Consider the following 16149-nt stretch of genomic DNA (forward strand, 5'->3'; position numbering starts at 1 on the left):
TCCCACCGTCAAACTGACAGGAAAGAAAGCATGACAACGGCAACGGTTTCCCGCTGGGACCGCTTCCGCGAGTCCTTCTTCTGGTACAGCTTCAAGCGCGACAAGGTGGCCATAGTCAGCTTCGCCGTGCTGCTGTTGATGGTGCTGGCGGCGGTGTTTGCGCCCCTGCTGGCGCCCGCCGATCCCTACGATCTGGCGCAGATCAATATCATGAATTCCGAGCTGCCCCCGGTGGGCATGAGCGGGGCTGATCCGGCATTCCCCCTGGGCACCGACGCCCAGGGGCGGGACCTGTTGTCCACCATTCTCTACGGCACCCGGGTGTCGCTCATGATCGGCTTCGGTGCGGTGGTTCTGCAGGCGTTCCTGGGCATTCTGTTCGGCCTGCTGGCCGGTTACCTGGGCGGCAAGGTAGACGCGGTACTGATGCGCATTGCCGACGTGCAGCTGTCGTTCTCTACCCTGATGGTTGCCATCATCGTGGGAGCGGTGTTCAAGGCCAGCTTCGGTAACCTGATGTTCGGTGAGATCGCCATTTACATGCTGATCTTCATCATCGGTGTGGCCGAGTGGCCCCAGATTGCCCGCACCGTTCGTGCTTCGGTGCTGGCGGAAAAGAAGAAGGAGTACGTGGATGCGGCCAAGGTTATGGGCTTCGGGACACGTCGGATCATGTTCCGGCATATCCTGCCCAATACCCTGTCGCCGATCTTCGTGATTGCGACGGTGCAGATCGCGAACGCCATTATTTCCGAGGCGGCGCTGTCGTTCCTGGGTCTTGGTATGCCGGAAACCCAGCCCTCGCTGGGCTCGCTGATCAAATCCGGCTTTGACTACATCCAGAGCGGTTCCTGGTGGATCACCCTGATCCCGGGCCTGGTGCTGGTGGTGCTCGTGCTGGTCATAAATCTGTTGGGTGACTGGTTGCGGGATGTGATGAACCCACGGCTGTACAAGGGGTAACACCATGGCACTGTTGGAAGTAAAAGATCTGGATGTGCGTTTTGCCGTGCGTGGTGGCGACCTGACCGCGCTGCGGGGTATCAGCTTCACCCTAGACAAAGGTGAGAGGCTGGGCCTGGTGGGGGAGTCCGGTGCGGGCAAGTCGGTGGCCGCCTTTTCCATTCTCAATCTGATTGCCAAGCCGGGCTACATCGCTGGCGGGCAGATCCTGTTCGAGGGCAGGGACCTGGCCGCCATGAGCGAGCGGGAGCTGCGTAAGATCCGCGGCAATCGCATCGCCATGATCTTCCAGGATCCGATGATGACCCTGAATCCGGTGCTGACCATTGGCACCCAAATGGTAGAGGCCATCCTGGCCCACCGGAAGATCAGCAAAAAAGAAGCCCGTGCCATTGCCCTGGATCGGCTGCAGAAGGTGCAGATTCCCTCTCCGGAGAAGCGTCTGGACCAGTATCCCCATGAGCTTTCCGGGGGCATGCGCCAGCGGGTGATCATTGCCATCGCTCTGCTGCTGGACCCGGAAATCATTATCGCCGATGAGCCCACAACGGCTCTGGATGTGACCATCCAGGCGGAAATCATGGACCTGCTGCTGAACCTGTGCGAACAGGAGAATGTGGCGCTGATGCTGATCACCCACGATCTGGGCGTGGTCTCGCAGGTGACCCAGCGGATGCTGGTCATGTACTCCGGGCGAATCATCGAGCAGGGGCCAACCCGGGAAATCATCAACGATGCCCAGCACCCGTACACCCAGGGGCTGATCAACGCGTTGCCCCAGATGGGTGAGCCGGGTGAACGGCTGTTCCAGATTCCCGGCTCCATGCCATCGCTGAAGAACGTGCCTTCGGGCTGCCCGTTCCATCCCCGCTGCAAGTTCGCCACCGAGCAGTGCAAGCAGGCGATGCCGGAGTATGTCCGTTCGGGCAATGTGAATGTGGCCTGTTACGAAGTCGCCAACCTGATTGAGCAGGAGAAACGCATGCAGGAGGCCGAATCATGACCTCCCCACTGGTAAGTATTCGCGGTCTGGAGAAACGCTTTGACCTGTCCGGCAGTTTGCTGGAGCAGATCACTTTCGAGGGAGGCCGTTTCCGCCGCAAGCAGGAAGCCGTGCACGCCATCAACGGTGTCGATCTGGAAGTGCAGAAGGGCGAGGCCCTTTGCGTGGTCGGTGAATCCGGCTGTGGCAAGTCCACCGTGGCCCGCACGGTTATGGGCTTGCTCTCGCCCAGCGCCGGCGAGATCCACTACGACGGTCAGCGTATCGATAATCTCGAGCGCAAGGATTCTCTGCCCTACCGTCGCAAGATGCAGATGATCTTCCAGAACCCCTATGCCTCCCTGAACCCGCGCATGACCATCCAGCAGACCCTGGAGGAACCGATCCGGTTCCACCATCCGGACTGGTCGCAGGTTCAGGTGCGGGACAAGATCCACGAAGTGATGCATTCGGTGGGAATTGACCCGGATTGGGGCAGTCGATTTGGCCATGAGTTCTCCGGTGGCCAGCGCCAGCGGATCGCCATTGCCCGGGCTCTGGCAGTGGATCCGGAATTTATCGTGGCGGACGAGCCCATCTCGGCCCTGGATGTGTCCATCCAGGCCCAGGTTCTGAACCTGCTGATGGACGCCCAGGAAAGCCACGGGCTGACCTATCTGTTTATTACCCACGACCTGGCGGTGGTGGAGCATTTTGGCACCCGGGTGGCGGTGATGTACCTGGGCAGGGTCTGTGAGCTTGCGGACACCCGAACCCTGTTTTCCGCGCCCCGACATCCCTACACCCAGGCGCTGTTGTCGGCTATTCCGAAACTGGAGGACGACCGCCCCAACCACATACGGCTGAAGGGGGAAGTGCCTACGCCGGTGAACCTGCCATCCGGCTGCGTGTTCCACGGCCGTTGCCCCTATGCCAACGAGCGATGCCGGCAGGAAGTGCCCCAGCTGATCACCACGGATGGCGGAATCCAGGTTGCGTGCCACGCGGTGGAAGAGGGCAGGTTGTAACGGCGCCGCTGCGATAGGCTATGATGCCAGCAGCAGAACTCGTATCGATACAACGACATACCCTCAGGGGACTCCATGGAAGTACGCTGGTTGGATGATTTTCTGGCGCTGGCCCGAACGCGCCATTTCTCGCGTGCTGCCGAATTGCAGCACGTGAGCCAGCCTACGTTCAGCCGCCGGATCAAGCTTTTGGAAGAGGCCATGGGCAGCACGCTGATCAATCGTCAGACGTTGCCACTCTCGCTGACCCCGGCAGGAGAAATATTCCGCGAGCTTTGCGAGCGGATCACCCGGGATGTACGGGATACCCGTGATCGCATTGCCGCCCTTGAAGCCGAGGTGTCTGCCAGGATCAGTGTCGGCTCCACCCAGGGGCTATTCTCGCACTTCTACCAGGGCTGGGCGAAAGACGCGGGCATTGCCGAGCGTTTGCAGCTGAACCTGAACGCCACCAGTTGGGTGGGGGAGCAGTTTCTGGAGGCGCTGGACAGTGGCGAGTGTGATCTGGTGCTGTGTTATTGGCATCCAGATCTGCCCTGGGGCGGGAGGCTGACTGCGGACAGTTACGACTGGCTGGTGTTGGCTCGTGAATCCCTGGTTCCGGTCAGTGTTGCTGACGATCAGGGGCATCCGCGGTTTGCCTTGCCCGGCAGCCCGGAACAGCCGGTACCGCTGATCGCCTATCACAGTCGTGGTTTCCTGCAATCCGCGATTGAAGGCCATCTTGCCCGCAGCAGGTTGACGGCCAATCTTTTACCCCTGAACGAGAATACCCAGTCCGCCAGCATCAAGGCGTTGGTAAAACAGGGTTTCGGCATGGGGTGGTTGCCCCGGCGCATGACGGAGAAAAGCGAACAGTTCGGCAGCCTGGTGCGAGCCGGGGACGAAAGCTGGGATGTTCCTCTGGAAATTCGGCTGATCCGTCTCCGCGACACCCGCTCGGACGATCTTTTAACACTCTGGAACACACTGGAAGATGGCTATGCCTGATGATGCCCTGTTGCACGTGCAGATCGATCACCTGAAAGAACTGCAGGCCCGATACGAATCGGCTCTGGCAGAGCATGGCTACGACAGCCTGCTCATTGCTTCTGGCGCCGCGCCTTTCCGATATGGAGATGACCAGGCGTGGCATTTTCAGGGTTACGGTCCGTTCCTTCACTGGACCGGGCTGGCCGGTCGCGAACACTGCTGGCTCTGGATTCGGGCCGGGCACCAGCCCGTGCTCTGGCTGTTCGAGCCGGTGGACTTCTGGCACGCCAATTCACCACTGACGGAAGAGCCCTGGCAGCAGTTTATCGAGGTTCGCAGCAGTGACTCACCCGAGGCCCCGTTGCTGGATGATCCCGAAAGCCTTGCAGTGATCGGGGATCCCGCCCTGATTGCGAATATCCCGGGTGAGAAAAATCCCGACGCGCTATTGAGGGCACTGGATGAGACCCGCGTGCGCAAGACCCAATATGAAATCGAGTGTCTGGCGCAGGCCAACAGGCTTGCTCTCAAAGGCCATGAGGCCGCCCGGGAGGCGTTCCTGGCCGGTGACAGCGAGTTTGGCATCAACCTGGCCTACCAGCAGGCGACCCGTCAGCGGGAAGCGGATGCGCCTTATCACAGCATCATCGGACTGAACGAGCACGCCGGCACGCTGCACTACCAGTATTACGATACGCAGCCTCCGGGGCAGCCCCGGAGTTTGCTGATTGATGCCGGGGTCCGTTTTCGTGGCTACTGCTCCGACATTACCCGCACCACGGCAGGACCGGATGAGCCGCACTTCGCGGCGCTGATCCACGGTCTCGATCGGCTCCAGATCAGGCTCTGCGACATGGTCGCGCCTGGCGTGGATTACATCGACATTCATCGTAAGGCCCATCAGGGGCTTGCCGCTCTGCTGTCGGCGACCGGTCTGGTAGCCGGCCTGGATGACGAGGACATTGTCGAAAAAGGCATCACCCGTGTGTTCTTCCCCCATGGCATCGGTCATTTTCTGGGTGTCCAGGTTCACGACGTGGCTGGAAAGCCAACGCCGCCTCCGGACGACGCGCCCTTTCTCCGCCTGACTCGCCGTTTGGAAACCGGCATGGTCGTGACTATCGAGCCGGGTCTCTATTTTATCCCTTCCTTGTTGCAGCCATTGCTGGATGGGGCGCTGGGGCAGCATCTGAACCGGGAGCTGATCGGCCGCCTGAAAGGCTGCGGGGGTATTCGTATCGAAGACAACGTGGTGGTTACCGAAGCCGGCTCCCGGAATCTGACCCGGGATTCGTGAGACCCTCAATACAAAAAGTTGCACAAATTTAAGCCAGAGGGCTTGCATTCCGAGATGCCAATGACAATAATTATCACTAACTTTTATTGTCATTGGTGAGTCACTGCTATGTACGTTTGCCTTTGCCACGGCGTAACCGACCGGGAAATTCGCGAAGCTGCCGACAACGGCATTTCTTCCATGCGCCAGCTTGGCAAAGAGCTGGGTGTGGGCACCCAGTGCGGACGCTGTGCCTGCACTGCCCGCGAGATCCTGCGCGAGAGTCGCACGCCCGACTACCTGGCCATGGCCAATATGCTCGCCCAGCCTGCCTGACCGGCACGATTGTCCGGCTCTATTTTTCTCCTGCGCCATTAGGGGCTATCCTAAGAGGCTGATTCATTCGGCCATCAGGGAGCCCGACCATGAAAGGCGATAAAAAGGTAATCCAGCACTTGAACAAGGTCCTCGGTAACGAGCTGACCGCGATCAACCAGTACTTTCTCCATTCCCGCATGTACAAGGATTGGGGCATTACCAAGCTGGCCGCCAAGGAATACGAAGAGTCCATCGACGAGATGAAGCACGCGGATCAGCTTATCGAGCGGATCCTGTTCCTCGAAGGCCTGCCCAACCTCCAGGATCTGAACAAGTTGCTGATCGGCGAGAACGTGGAGGAAATGATCTCCTGCGATCTCAAACTGGAAGAAACTGCCCACACTGACCTTAAAGAGGCGATCCTCTATTGCGAGGAGGTGCAGGACTTCACCAGCCGTGAACTGTTCCGCAGCATTCTCGATAGCGAAGAGGAGCACATCGACTGGCTGGAAACCCAGCTGGAAATGATTTCCCAGATGGGCATCCAGAACTACATCCAGCTTCAGTCATCCGCCGCGGAGTAATTTCAGACAATGGACTTGTCCTGTTTTAAAGCCTACGACCTGCGAGGCCGGGTGCCGGATCAACTGAATCCGGTCCTGGCCGAAAAAATCGGGCGCGCTTACGTGGAAATCACTGGCGCGAAGAAAGTGATCGTGGGCTACGACATCCGTCTTTCAAGCCCGGACATCGCCGAGGCACTCAGCTCTGGCCTCATGGCAGCCGGTGCGGATGTTTTTGATATCGGCCTGTGTGGCACCGAGCAGGTGTATTTTGCCACCAGCCATTACAAGATGGATGGCGGCATCATGGTGACCGCCAGCCACAACCCCAAAGATCACAACGGTATGAAAATGGTGGGCCCCGAATCCCGGCCCATCAGCTCCGACAACGGCCTGAACGAAATCCGCGACCGGGTACTGGACCCTTTCGGTGATGCGCCCGAACAGGGCCGCTACGAGCCGCTCGAGGTGATGAGCGCCTATGTGGACCATCTCCTGGGGTATATCGATGCCGGCTCTCTCAGCCCGCTGACCATTGTCTGCAACGCCGGTAACGGCGGCGCCGGCCTCGTGATCGATGAACTCGAACAGCACCTGCCCTTTGAGTTCGTGAAAGTGCACCACCAGCCGGATGGCCATTTTCCCAACGGCGTACCCAACCCGATCCTCCCGGAAAACCGGGCGGCGACGGCGGACGCCGTTATCGCAGAAGGCGCCGCCATGGGTATTGCCTGGGATGGTGACTACGACCGCTGCTTCTTCTTCGACGAAAACGGCCGCTTTATCGAGGGCTACTACATCGTCGGCTTGCTTGCCGACCAGTTCCTGCACAAAACCGGTGGCGGCAAAGTCATCCACGACCCGCGCCTGACCTGGAACACCCTGGATCTGGTCAAAGCCGCGGGCGGCGAAGCCATCGAAAGCAAAACAGGCCACGCCTTCATCAAACAGAGAATGCGCGATGAAGACGCCGTATACGGCGGCGAAATGAGCGCCCACCACTACTTCCGCGACTTCGCCTACTGCGACAGCGGCATGATCCCGTGGCTGCTGGTCGCCGAACGCCTCTGCCAGTCCGGCCAGACATTGTCGTCGTTGATTGATGCCCGAATCGAAGCCTACCCGGCCAGCGGCGAAATCAACCGCACCATCGCCGATCCCCCCAAGGTCATCGACGCGATTGAAGCCAAATACAGCGTTGGCGCCAAAAGCGTCAGCCACGTGGACGGCGTAAGCATCGAATTCGACGACTGGCGCTTCAACCTCCGGATGTCCAACACCGAGCCGGTGGTGCGGTTGAACGTAGAATCGCGGGCTAATATTCCGTTGATGGAAGAGAAAACAAAGGAACTGCTGGCTGAAATGGACAGGTTGAACAAGGAAGGGTAACGCAGACGTATGGGGCCGATCGGCGCGGTTCCCTCTCCTGAAACACGCTCCTTGCGGCACGTCCATGTGACGCTTGGGCTCCGCCATCCATGGCTCCGCACAGTTTCATGAGAGGGAACCGTGACGAGCGGTCTTGCACCAAATCGTCAAGGCAAAGTCAGAGCCAGTCGTTCAGCATAATGCCGATACCAAACCGCTGAATCCGGTGATTATAGTCAATCAGACTCTCTCCATACCCGTTGTAGTACTGGAAGAACCCCTTCACCGTATCCCCCATCGGAAAACTGTACCCGAACTCCACCGAGGTCTTGTTGTCATCCGACCGCAGGTTATTCATCAGCCGTAAAGAAAACGTGCGATCTTCGGTCAGCTTGTACACCGCATAGTAATTCGCATACCCCAGATAGCGTTCGATATCGGCATTGTCATCTTCACTGTTCTCCGGAATCCGGTACCAGGGCTGAACCATAAACAGCCATCGATCATAGCTGTAGGCGGCAGACCCCATAATCCGGTTCCAGCTTCGGGACCGGGGCTCCGACTGGCCATTGGATTGGTGGTTGAAGCCAAGGGTTACGCCATTGAGCCGGCCCGGTCCGATATCCCAGTCGGTCTGGTATCGGGCAAATATCTCCGGCTCGTAATTGGTTTCCCGGAAAGGCGCGGAATCGTCCTGGTTGTAAACTTGCCAGAACGAGGTCTGGGTGTAACCAAACCAGAGCGTTGTGCGGTCATCCAGAATCCCCGTCAGCAATGGCACCTTGAAGCTGATCTGGTACTTGGCTTCTTCCCGTTCCAGATCGTAGTCATAGCCGATGGACCCCAGCCTGGGGCTGGAAGGGGATTCGTTCGGGTCTTTCACCCAGCTCACGGGCAGGATATAGGTCGGACGGTGGCCCACGAAGCTGCCAGAGAATGAAAATACGGCCTTTTCAGCCGCGACATAACGATCTACCAGCGCCGCCATAACGCCCGCGTCGGAATCGCCCTCCAGCGCGTTGCCGGCCACCGCATCGAGATCTTTGCCATTCGGTGCCAACGGTTCCGCGCTCTTCTCGGCTTGTTCTTTCGCGCTCTCGGAGGCCTCGGCCTGACGCTCTGTCGGCTTGTAGTGGCTGTCAAAGCATGCCAGGCGCTTGATGCCATCGTCTATCAGCGCGCATTGTTCGGGTGAGTCGATTGCGGGCGTCTCATTGGTCTGCGCCGCCACGTTCACGGATACCGACAGTACCAACAAAGAAAGTGCCGTGAGAGCCCTTGTTGGCGCCAACAGGTGTGAGGATGTCATGGGGGAGGTCTCCTAGCCGGCAGTCAGGCTGAACCAGGTGTTGGCTATTCCGTAAATCCAGACGCCGATCAGGGTGACTGCCAGAAGCGAAAATACAAGCTTGTGCTTGAACCGGTTGCCGCCATCTGCAGAGACAACCCAGCGCAGGTACATGAGTCCAATGAAGCTGAGAAAGACCCCCAGGCTGGCAAAGGCTGGAATCAGCAGCCAGCCGGCGCTGATAGTCTCACCGCCGCTGGTTTGACTGGAAAACCATCCCATGGAAGCAAGCAGAACAGCAAGCGCCGTAAACTCTGCAATCAGCAGCGGTTTGCGTAAAGGGTGGGGTGAAGTCGGTTCCGAATTGGTCATGGAAACAGGTCCTGAATGGTAAAACGTCGGCGAACACCATGGTAACCGGATTGTTCGCGAAACTCCCTCTCACTTACGAAATCGCAATTAAAATGGTTGAAATCAATTTATGATTTTGCTGTTTGGTTTTTTTGCCAGGTTTCAGTCGCTATAATGCGGCGACCGAAGATTATAACGCTCAAATGCGAGGTGCATTGTGAAGATGAAGAGAGTCCTGGCTGCTGTACTGGTCGTTGCAGGCCTTACAGCCAGCGCCGTAATGGCAAGTGTCGAAGATGAGATCCGTGCACGTATCCAGCCGGTAGGCGAAGTATGCCTTCAGGGTGAAGAGTGCGGCAGTGCAGCTGCTCCGACCGAGACAGCCAGTTCCGGCCCTCGTTCAGGCAGTGAAGTATATGACGCCGTATGCATGGCCTGCCATACAACCGGCGCTGCCGGTGCACCCAAGATTGGCGACACCGACGCCTGGGCTCCCCGTATCGACAAGGGGCTGGACACGCTGGTCAGTCATGCGATCAATGGCTTTAATGCCATGCCGGCCAAGGGTGGCTGTGCCAACTGCCCGGATGAAGAAATCCAGGCAGCCGTTGAGCACCTTGTGGAGCAAAGCCAGTAAGCATAATGGTTTTGCCTGTTGAAAAAGCCCCGTAAAGGGGCTTTTTTTGCATCTGGCTCTTCGTTAAAGGCCGAGGTCGCCCAACAGAGCGCTCAGGGTCGCCTTGCCCTTTTTCTGGTTTGCCTCTACATCCAGATCGCCCATTCCCTCCCATTTCAGGTCTTCCTCGGGCAATTCATCCAGGAATCGGCTCGGGATGGTCTCCAGTTTTTCGCCGTACTGTTTTCGGGTTGCTGCATAGGTCAGCGTCAGTGTTTCCCGGGCGCGGGTAATGCCCACGTACATCAGTCGCCGCTCTTCCTCGATGTTGCCTTCCTCGATGCTGCTGCGGTGGGGCAGGATTTCCTCTTCAAGTCCCATGATGAACACATGGGGAAACTCCAGGCCCTTGGAGGCGTGCAGGGTGAGCAGCTGAACCTTGTCGCTGTCGTCCTCTTCCTCGCGTTGCTCCATCATGTCCCGCAGGATGAGTTTGGTAATGGCGTCCTCGATGCCCAGCTCATCGGCCGTGCCCTTGCCGTCATCGAGCATACGCTGGATGGACTCCACCAGATACCAGATGTTCTCCATCCGCCGCTCGGCCTGCTTGGGGGTGCCCGAGTGCTGGTGAAGCCATTCCTCGTACTCGATGTCGGTGAACAGCTGCTTGATCACAGGAACCGGGTTCTCGCTATGCAGCCGTTCGCAGGTGGCATCGACCCAGTGGGCAAAGCGCCGGAGCCGGTCCAGCCCCTTTTCCGTCACATGGGTCTCTGCCCCCATATCGCCCAGCGCCTTGAACAGGCTGACATTCCGCGAGCGGGCATAATGGCTCAGTTGCTCCAGGGTGCGCGGACCGATCTCCCGGCGCGGCACATTGACCACCCGCAGGAATGCGGCGTCGTCATCCGGGTTGATCAGCAGGCGCAGATAGGACATGGCATCTTTGATCTCGTTCTTCGAGAAAAAAGACTGACCGCCTGAGATCCGATAGGGAATCTGGTAGGCCTGCAGCTTCATTTCCAACAGGCGTGCCTGGTGGTTGCCCCGGTACAGCACGGCAAAGTCCCGGAAATCGAGCCCTTTCTTTAGCTTTTGATCGAGAATCTCGGTGGCGACCCGGTCGGTTTCGGCGTCCTCGTTGCGGCACCGGACAATCCGGATTTCCTCGCCGATGGTATGGTCACTCCACAGGGCCTTCTCGAATACGTGGGGATTGTTGGCGATTACGGTGTTGGCACTGCGCAGGATCCGGGCCGTGGAACGATAGTTCTGCTCCAGCTTGACGATTTTCAGGCTCGGGAAGTCTTCTTTGAGCTGGGCCAGGTTTTCCGGCCGGGCGCCGCGCCAGGCGTAAATCGACTGGTCGTCGTCGCCGACCACTGTGAACGCGGCGCGCTCAGCTACTAGCAGCTTGACCAGTTCGTACTGGCATACGTTGGTGTCCTGGTACTCATCCACCAGCATGTAGCGGATTTTCCGGCGCCATTTGGCCAACACGTCCGGGTGAGAGCGGAACAGCATCACCGGCAGCAGGATCAGGTCGTCGAAATCCACCGCGTTGTACGCCTTCAGGTACTCGTTGTATTTCTTGTAGATGATGGCAATGCGCTGTTCCCGCTCATCCGCCGCCTTGCTCAGGGCCTCGGCGGGGCCGCGCATGGCGTTTTTCCAGGAGGAAATGGTCATCTGGATGTCGTTGAGCTCGTCGCCGGCCTCGGCACTCGCTTCCCGGAGCATCAGATCCTGTAACAGGGCCTTGGCATCCTCGGCGTCAAAAATGGAAAAACCCGGGTGGTAGCCGAGATGGGTGTGCTCTTCCCGGATCATGTTGAGGCCAAGATTATGAAAAGTGGATACAATCAGGCCCCGGGTCAGCTTCCGGTCAACGATCCGGCCAACCCGCTCCTTCATTTCCCGGGCAGCCTTGTTGGTGAAGGTGACGGCGGCAATATGACGCCCCGGGATCCCAAGTTGCTCGATCAGGTAGGCAATCTTGCGGGTGATCACGCTGGTCTTGCCGCTGCCGGCACCGGCGAGCACCAGCATCGGGCCATCGGCGTAGCGGACTGCTTCGCTTTGTCTCGGGTTGAGCTTGTTCACAAATAAATGGCCAGAATGGAACGAAACGGGATTAAAGAGCGTGGACTTATTCTACACCACGCAGAGTTACTGTACCTTGAGGATCTATCGACTATGATTAACAGAACGGACTCGGTTGTTCACGCATAAATGGATCCTGCTTGATGACACTGCCACTGGAAACCATGAGGCCCGGACACTTGCGCCTGTTGGTTCTGACACCAGATTATGCTGATTTTCTCTGGCTGAATGCTCTTCTGGCGGGTGACGTCGAGATCAGTGCGGACGCTACCTGGTGTCCGGACCTTGTGGATTGTGATGATCTGATCCGCAACGCCAGTTTTGATGTCATCGTCTGGGATTGCGTGTTCCATGGCGGGTCTGAAGCTTCCTTTCTACAGTACCTTGCGGTCGCCAGCAATGAAAAGCCCGTGCTTGCCCTGAGTGCCGAGCCTCCGGTGGAGCGGGCGCCCGAATTGCTGGCGGCCGGCGCCGCTGATTATCTCAGTCGCCAGAACCTGGACCACTGGAATTTCCGGCGGGCCTTGAAGTGCCTCTGGTACCGTGATCAGTTATCCGAATCTGCCCATGGCCAACTGGGCCGTGAGGTGGCCACCGGTTTCATCAATCGGGATCTGTTCTTCGATCGTCTCCAGCAAGCACTTCTACGGGCCGAGCGCGCAGGCCACCGGCTGGCTCTGTTGCATCTCAACATTGATGACTTCCGCAGCATCAACGAGTCGTTTGGCTACCAGAAAAGTGACCAGTTGATGATGAAGCTGGCTGAACGGCTTCGCCATTCCCTCCGTCGGGTGGATTCGCTGATGCGTATCGGGGGCGACGAGCTGGCCATTATTGTCGAAAAGGTCGAGGATTCCCTTGATATCACCCAGATTATCCGCAAGGTGGTTAACGCCCTGGATGAGCCGGTTACCATTGATGGCCAGACCGTCGTGGTCAGTGCCAGCCTGGGCGTTGCCACCTACCCGGAAGCCGGTGACAGCGCGGAAAATCTGTTGCGCCGGGCCAACCGGGCCATGTTCGAAGCCAAGCGCGACCCGGGCACCAGCTACCGTTTCTACGACCGGCAGTTGCACATTTCCGCCGGCTACCAGCTTCGCCTGGAGGCGGACCTTCGCAACGCCCTGCGGGGCAAGGAGCTGGAACTTTACTACCAGCCCAGAATTGATCTGGCCACCGAGGAGGTCCGGGGCGTGGAATGCCTGCTGCGCTGGAATCATCCGGAGCGGGGGCTGGTAGGGCCGGACGAATTTATCCCGGTGGCCGAGCGCAGCGGTCTGATCGTGCCCATCGGTTACTGGGTGATCGAGCAGGCCTGCAAGCGTCTGCAGGAGTCGGCCGAGCTTGGCTTCCCGGGCCTGGTGTTCGCCGTCAATCTGTCGTTCCGGCAGTTTCATGATCGCAAGATGACCGAGACCATTTTCCGGATCATCTTCAATGCCAACGTGGATACCAGCCTTCTGGAACTGGAGCTGACGGAGAGTGCCATGATGCACGATCCGGAGTATGCCCAGCGCTGCCTGCGGGAGTTAAACCAGTTGGGTATCAGCTTCGCCCTGGACGATTTTGGAACCGGATTTTCCTCCCTGAGCAATCTCCAGCACTTGCCGATCTCGCTGGTGAAAATCGACAAGTCGTTCGTGCAGGAGCTGGGCAATTCGGCAGATGCCGAACACATTATCCGGGCCATCATCAGTCTGGCCCATAGCCTGCAGATCAGCGTGGTGGCCGAAGGCGTGGAAACCGAAGGCCAGCTGGAGTTTTTGCGTCAGCAGCATTGCGATGAAATCCAGGGCTATTACTACGCCCGCCCCATGCCGTGGGCCGATCTTGTGCAATTCCTGAACAAGCGGGGCCAGGCCGCTTGCCTGCAGCAGTAAGCCGCTGTACCTTTGCTGGTTTATTGGCAAAGCATCAGACAGAGGTTGCATGAACAGTATCTCCAGGCGTATCGCCGAGGAACTCGGTGTCCGCGAGCAACAGGTTAATGCCACCGTCGAACTGCTCGACGAGGGCGCGACCGTTCCGTTTATCGCCCGCTACCGGAAAGAGATCACAGGCTCACTGGATGACAGCCAGCTGAGGAACCTGGAAGAACGTCTGCGCTATCTGCGTGAACTGGAAGACCGTCGTGCGACCATCCTCAAGAGTATCGAGGAGCAGGGCAAACTGACCGACGAACTCAAGGCCACCATCCAGGACGCCGATACCAAGAACCGCCTGGAAGATCTTTACCTGCCCTACAAGCCCAAGCGCCGGACCAAGGCCCAGATTGCCCGGGAAGCGGGTCTGGAGCCGCTGGCTGACGCGCTTTATGACGATCCGACTCTGGACCCGGAGACCACTGCCCAGGGCTACCTGAATAAAGAGGCGGGCGTGGAAGACACCAAGGCTGCCCTTGATGGCGCGCGCTATATACTCATGGAGCGCTTTGCCGAGGATGCCGAGCTGCTGGGCAGCCTGCGGGACTTCATCTGGCAGGAAGGCCAGCTGAAAGTGACCGTGGTAGAAGGCAAGGAAAACGAGGGGGCCAAATTCAGGGATTATTTCGACCACGTCGAGCCCCTGAAAAAAGTGCCGTCCCACCGCGCCCTGGCCATTCTTCGGGGCCGTAATGAGGGCATCCTGGGATACACCATTGTAGTCGGCGATGCCGACGATGACCGCCGCACGCCGCACCCGGCCGAGCAGCGTATTGCCGCCCGCTGGAGCATCCGGGACAACGGCCGCGCCGCCGATAAATGGCTCTCGGAAGTGGTGCGCTGGACCTGGCGGGTCAAGCTTTCCACCCAGATTGAAACCGACCTGATGGCGCAGGTCCGTGAGGCCGCCGAAACCGAGGCCATCAATGTGTTTGCTGCCAACCTCAAGGATCTACTGCTGCTGGCGCCGGCCGGTCCGCGACCGACCCTTGGTCTTGATCCCGGGCTGCGCACCGGCGTGAAAGTGGCTGTTATCGATGGCACTGGTCAGGTGGCGGGCCACGGTGCCATTTTCCCCCATGCCCCCCAGAACCAGTGGGACCGCTCCATCGAGCAGTTGGCGGCCTGGTGTCGGGAGTACAAGATCGAGCTGGTGGCCATCGGTAACGGCACCGCCTCCCGGGAGACCGAGAAGCTGGTCGCCGACCTCAGCAAGCGTTATCCCGAATTGAAGCTGGCCCGGATCGTGGTCAGTGAGTCCGGCGCGTCGGTCTATTCCGCGTCCGAGTTTGCCTCCAAAGAATTGCCGGACCTGGATGTCACCATCCGTGGTGCGGTATCCATTGCCCGCCGGCTGCAGGATCCGCTGGCGGAGCTGGTAAAGATCGAGCCGAAATCCATCGGGGTAGGGCAGTACCAGCACGATGTCTCCCAGGTGCAGCTGTCCCGCAGTCTCGACGCGGTGGTGGAAGACTGTGTAAACGGCGTGGGCGTGGATCTGAATACCGCTTCAGCGCCATTGCTGGCCCGGGTGTCCGGCCTGAACCAGACTATTGCCCAGAACATCATCGAGTTCCGCAACCAGAACGGCATGTTCCGTAACCGGAAACAGCTGCTCAAAGTCACCCGGCTGGGCGACCGCACGTTTGAGCAGGCGGCGGGCTTTCTGCGTATTGCCGGCGGCGAGAACCCCCTGGACCGGTCGTCGGTTCACCCGGAAGCCTATGGCGTGGTCGAGGCCATCGCCAGGCAGAATAACCGCAAGGTGGACGATATCATCGGCGATTCTGCCTTCCTGCGTGGTCTGAATCCCCAGGACTACGTAACAGAACAGTTCGGTTTGCCGACTATAAAGGACATTATCTCGGAACTGGAAAAGCCGGGGCGGGACCCGCGCCCCGAATTCCGGTTTGCCAGCTTCGAGGAGGGCGTTGAAACCCTGAATGATCTCAAGCCCGGGATGGTGCTGGAAGGCTCGGTGACCAACGTCACCAATTTCGGTGCGTTCGTGGACATTGGCGTGCATCAGGACGGTCTGGTGCATATTTCTGCGCTGTCCCACACGTTTGTCAAGGATCCCCGTGAGGTGGTCAAGGCCGGGGATATCGTCAAGGTCAAGGTGCTGGACGTGGATATCCCGCGCAAGCGTATTGCCCTGACCATGCGTATGGATGATCAGCCCGGCGAGAAAAACGAGGGCAAGCCGATGGCCGCCAATCGTACCGGGGCCAGCCGCAAGGTTGGTAACCGGAACGCCGGTGGTGGCAGTAACGGTCAGAAATCCCCGCAGGGCGCCATGGCTGGTGCGCTGGCCCAGGCACTCGCCTCGGCGCGCAAGGACCGCTGACGGGTTTACAATCTTTTCACCGGCCGGTTGTGCACAAGAGCAAACCGGCCGC

14 protein-coding genes are annotated in these 16149 nt (G+C 58.9%); 11 read left to right on the top strand and 3 right to left on the bottom strand.

What is annotated here, in order from left to right:
- The first annotated feature begins 30 nt into the window (after positions 1 to 30).
- The 8 genes from QZ534_RS09975 (at position 31) to QZ534_RS10010 (ending at position 7491) form a co-directional block, all read left to right on the top strand.
- The gene (locus tag QZ534_RS09975; RefSeq protein ID WP_014575818.1) at positions 31 to 963 is read left to right on the top strand and encodes an ABC transporter permease; all 933 of its coding nucleotides are present in this window, start codon (positions 31 to 33) and stop codon (positions 961 to 963) included.
- Positions 964 to 967: 4 nt separating this feature from the next.
- The gene (locus QZ534_RS09980; protein WP_222466017.1) at positions 968 to 1966 is read left to right on the top strand and encodes an ABC transporter ATP-binding protein; all 999 of its coding nucleotides are present in this window, start codon (positions 968 to 970) and stop codon (positions 1964 to 1966) included.
- Entirely contained in the window at positions 1963 to 2973 is a 1011-nt protein-coding gene (locus tag QZ534_RS09985; RefSeq protein ID WP_296934132.1) for an oligopeptide/dipeptide ABC transporter ATP-binding protein, read from the top strand. Before QZ534_RS09980 ends, QZ534_RS09985 begins: the two co-directional genes overlap by 4 nt.
- Before the next feature lie 75 nt (positions 2974 to 3048).
- A complete protein-coding gene (locus tag QZ534_RS09990; protein WP_296934134.1) occupies positions 3049 to 3963 on the top strand; it encodes a LysR family transcriptional regulator in 915 nt (304 codons plus the stop codon).
- Positions 3956 to 5242: a Xaa-Pro dipeptidase gene (pepQ, locus tag QZ534_RS09995; RefSeq protein WP_296934135.1), complete on the top strand. Its 1287-nt coding sequence runs from the start codon at positions 3956 to 3958 to the stop codon at positions 5240 to 5242. The genes QZ534_RS09990 and pepQ overlap by 8 nt, the downstream gene beginning before the upstream one ends.
- A 108-nt stretch (positions 5243 to 5350) precedes the next feature.
- Entirely contained in the window at positions 5351 to 5557 is a 207-nt protein-coding gene (locus QZ534_RS10000; protein ID WP_248185256.1) for a bacterioferritin-associated ferredoxin, read from the top strand.
- Positions 5558 to 5646: 89 nt separating this feature from the next.
- Positions 5647 to 6123, top strand: coding sequence for a bacterioferritin (gene bfr / locus QZ534_RS10005; protein ID WP_296934140.1), 477 nt, complete (start codon positions 5647 to 5649; stop codon positions 6121 to 6123).
- A 9-nt stretch (positions 6124 to 6132) separates the two neighbouring features.
- On the top strand, positions 6133 to 7491 hold the full coding sequence (locus tag QZ534_RS10010; RefSeq protein WP_296934141.1) for a phosphomannomutase: 1359 nt from the start codon (positions 6133 to 6135) through the stop codon (positions 7489 to 7491).
- Between the two features lie 157 nt (positions 7492 to 7648).
- Here the strand turns inward: QZ534_RS10010 and QZ534_RS10015 are convergent, their stop codons facing one another.
- The gene (locus tag QZ534_RS10015) at positions 7649 to 8779 is read right to left on the bottom strand and encodes a phospholipase A (RefSeq protein WP_296934143.1); all 1131 of its coding nucleotides are present in this window, start codon (positions 8777 to 8779) and stop codon (positions 7649 to 7651) included.
- Between the two features lie 12 nt (positions 8780 to 8791).
- Entirely contained in the window at positions 8792 to 9130 is a 339-nt protein-coding gene (locus QZ534_RS10020; protein ID WP_296934145.1) for a hypothetical protein, read from the bottom strand.
- Positions 9131 to 9332: 202 nt separating this feature from the next.
- Here QZ534_RS10020 and QZ534_RS10025 point away from each other — a divergent pair, with 202 nt between their 5' ends.
- Positions 9333 to 9746, top strand: a complete 414-nt coding sequence (locus tag QZ534_RS10025; protein WP_296934147.1) for a cytochrome c5 family protein — start codon at positions 9333 to 9335, stop codon at positions 9744 to 9746.
- A 63-nt stretch (positions 9747 to 9809) separates the two neighbouring features.
- On the opposite strand, the gene rep is transcribed toward QZ534_RS10025, so the two are convergent.
- Complete coding sequence (gene rep, locus QZ534_RS10030; RefSeq protein WP_296934148.1) at positions 9810 to 11828, bottom strand: DNA helicase Rep; 2019 nt, start codon at positions 11826 to 11828, stop codon at positions 9810 to 9812.
- A 143-nt stretch (positions 11829 to 11971) separates the two neighbouring features.
- Here rep and QZ534_RS10035 point away from each other — a divergent pair, with 143 nt between their 5' ends.
- Both QZ534_RS10035 and QZ534_RS10040 read left to right on the top strand, forming a co-directional pair.
- A complete protein-coding gene (locus QZ534_RS10035; protein ID WP_296934150.1) occupies positions 11972 to 13708 on the top strand; it encodes an EAL domain-containing protein in 1737 nt (578 codons plus the stop codon).
- Positions 13709 to 13757: 49 nt separating this feature from the next.
- Complete coding sequence (locus tag QZ534_RS10040) at positions 13758 to 16097, top strand: Tex family protein (RefSeq protein ID WP_296934152.1); 2340 nt, start codon at positions 13758 to 13760, stop codon at positions 16095 to 16097.
- The last annotated feature ends 52 nt before the right edge of the window (positions 16098 to 16149 follow it).

The organism is uncultured Marinobacter sp. (assembly GCF_913055835.1).
In the GTDB taxonomy this organism is placed as follows: domain Bacteria; phylum Pseudomonadota; class Gammaproteobacteria; order Pseudomonadales; family Oleiphilaceae; genus Marinobacter.

Coding starts and splice junctions, on each gene's coding strand:
- QZ534_RS09975 (WP_014575818.1), top strand. CDS start 31: ATGACAACGGCAACGGTTTCCCGCTGGGACCGCTTCCGCGAGTCCTTC.
- QZ534_RS09980 (WP_222466017.1), top strand. CDS start 968: ATGGCACTGTTGGAAGTAAAAGATCTGGATGTGCGTTTTGCCGTGCGT.
- QZ534_RS09985 (WP_296934132.1), top strand. CDS start 1,963: ATGACCTCCCCACTGGTAAGTATTCGCGGTCTGGAGAAACGCTTTGAC.
- QZ534_RS09990 (WP_296934134.1), top strand. CDS start 3,049: ATGGAAGTACGCTGGTTGGATGATTTTCTGGCGCTGGCCCGAACGCGC.
- pepQ (WP_296934135.1), top strand. CDS start 3,956: ATGCCTGATGATGCCCTGTTGCACGTGCAGATCGATCACCTGAAAGAA.
- QZ534_RS10000 (WP_248185256.1), top strand. CDS start 5,351: ATGTACGTTTGCCTTTGCCACGGCGTAACCGACCGGGAAATTCGCGAA.
- bfr (WP_296934140.1), top strand. CDS start 5,647: ATGAAAGGCGATAAAAAGGTAATCCAGCACTTGAACAAGGTCCTCGGT.
- QZ534_RS10010 (WP_296934141.1), top strand. CDS start 6,133: ATGGACTTGTCCTGTTTTAAAGCCTACGACCTGCGAGGCCGGGTGCCG.
- QZ534_RS10015 (WP_296934143.1), bottom strand. CDS start 8,779: ATGACATCCTCACACCTGTTGGCGCCAACAAGGGCTCTCACGGCACTT.
- QZ534_RS10020 (WP_296934145.1), bottom strand. CDS start 9,130: ATGACCAATTCGGAACCGACTTCACCCCACCCTTTACGCAAACCGCTG.
- QZ534_RS10025 (WP_296934147.1), top strand. CDS start 9,333: ATGAAGAGAGTCCTGGCTGCTGTACTGGTCGTTGCAGGCCTTACAGCC.
- QZ534_RS10035 (WP_296934150.1), top strand. CDS start 11,972: ATGACACTGCCACTGGAAACCATGAGGCCCGGACACTTGCGCCTGTTG.
- QZ534_RS10040 (WP_296934152.1), top strand. CDS start 13,758: ATGAACAGTATCTCCAGGCGTATCGCCGAGGAACTCGGTGTCCGCGAG.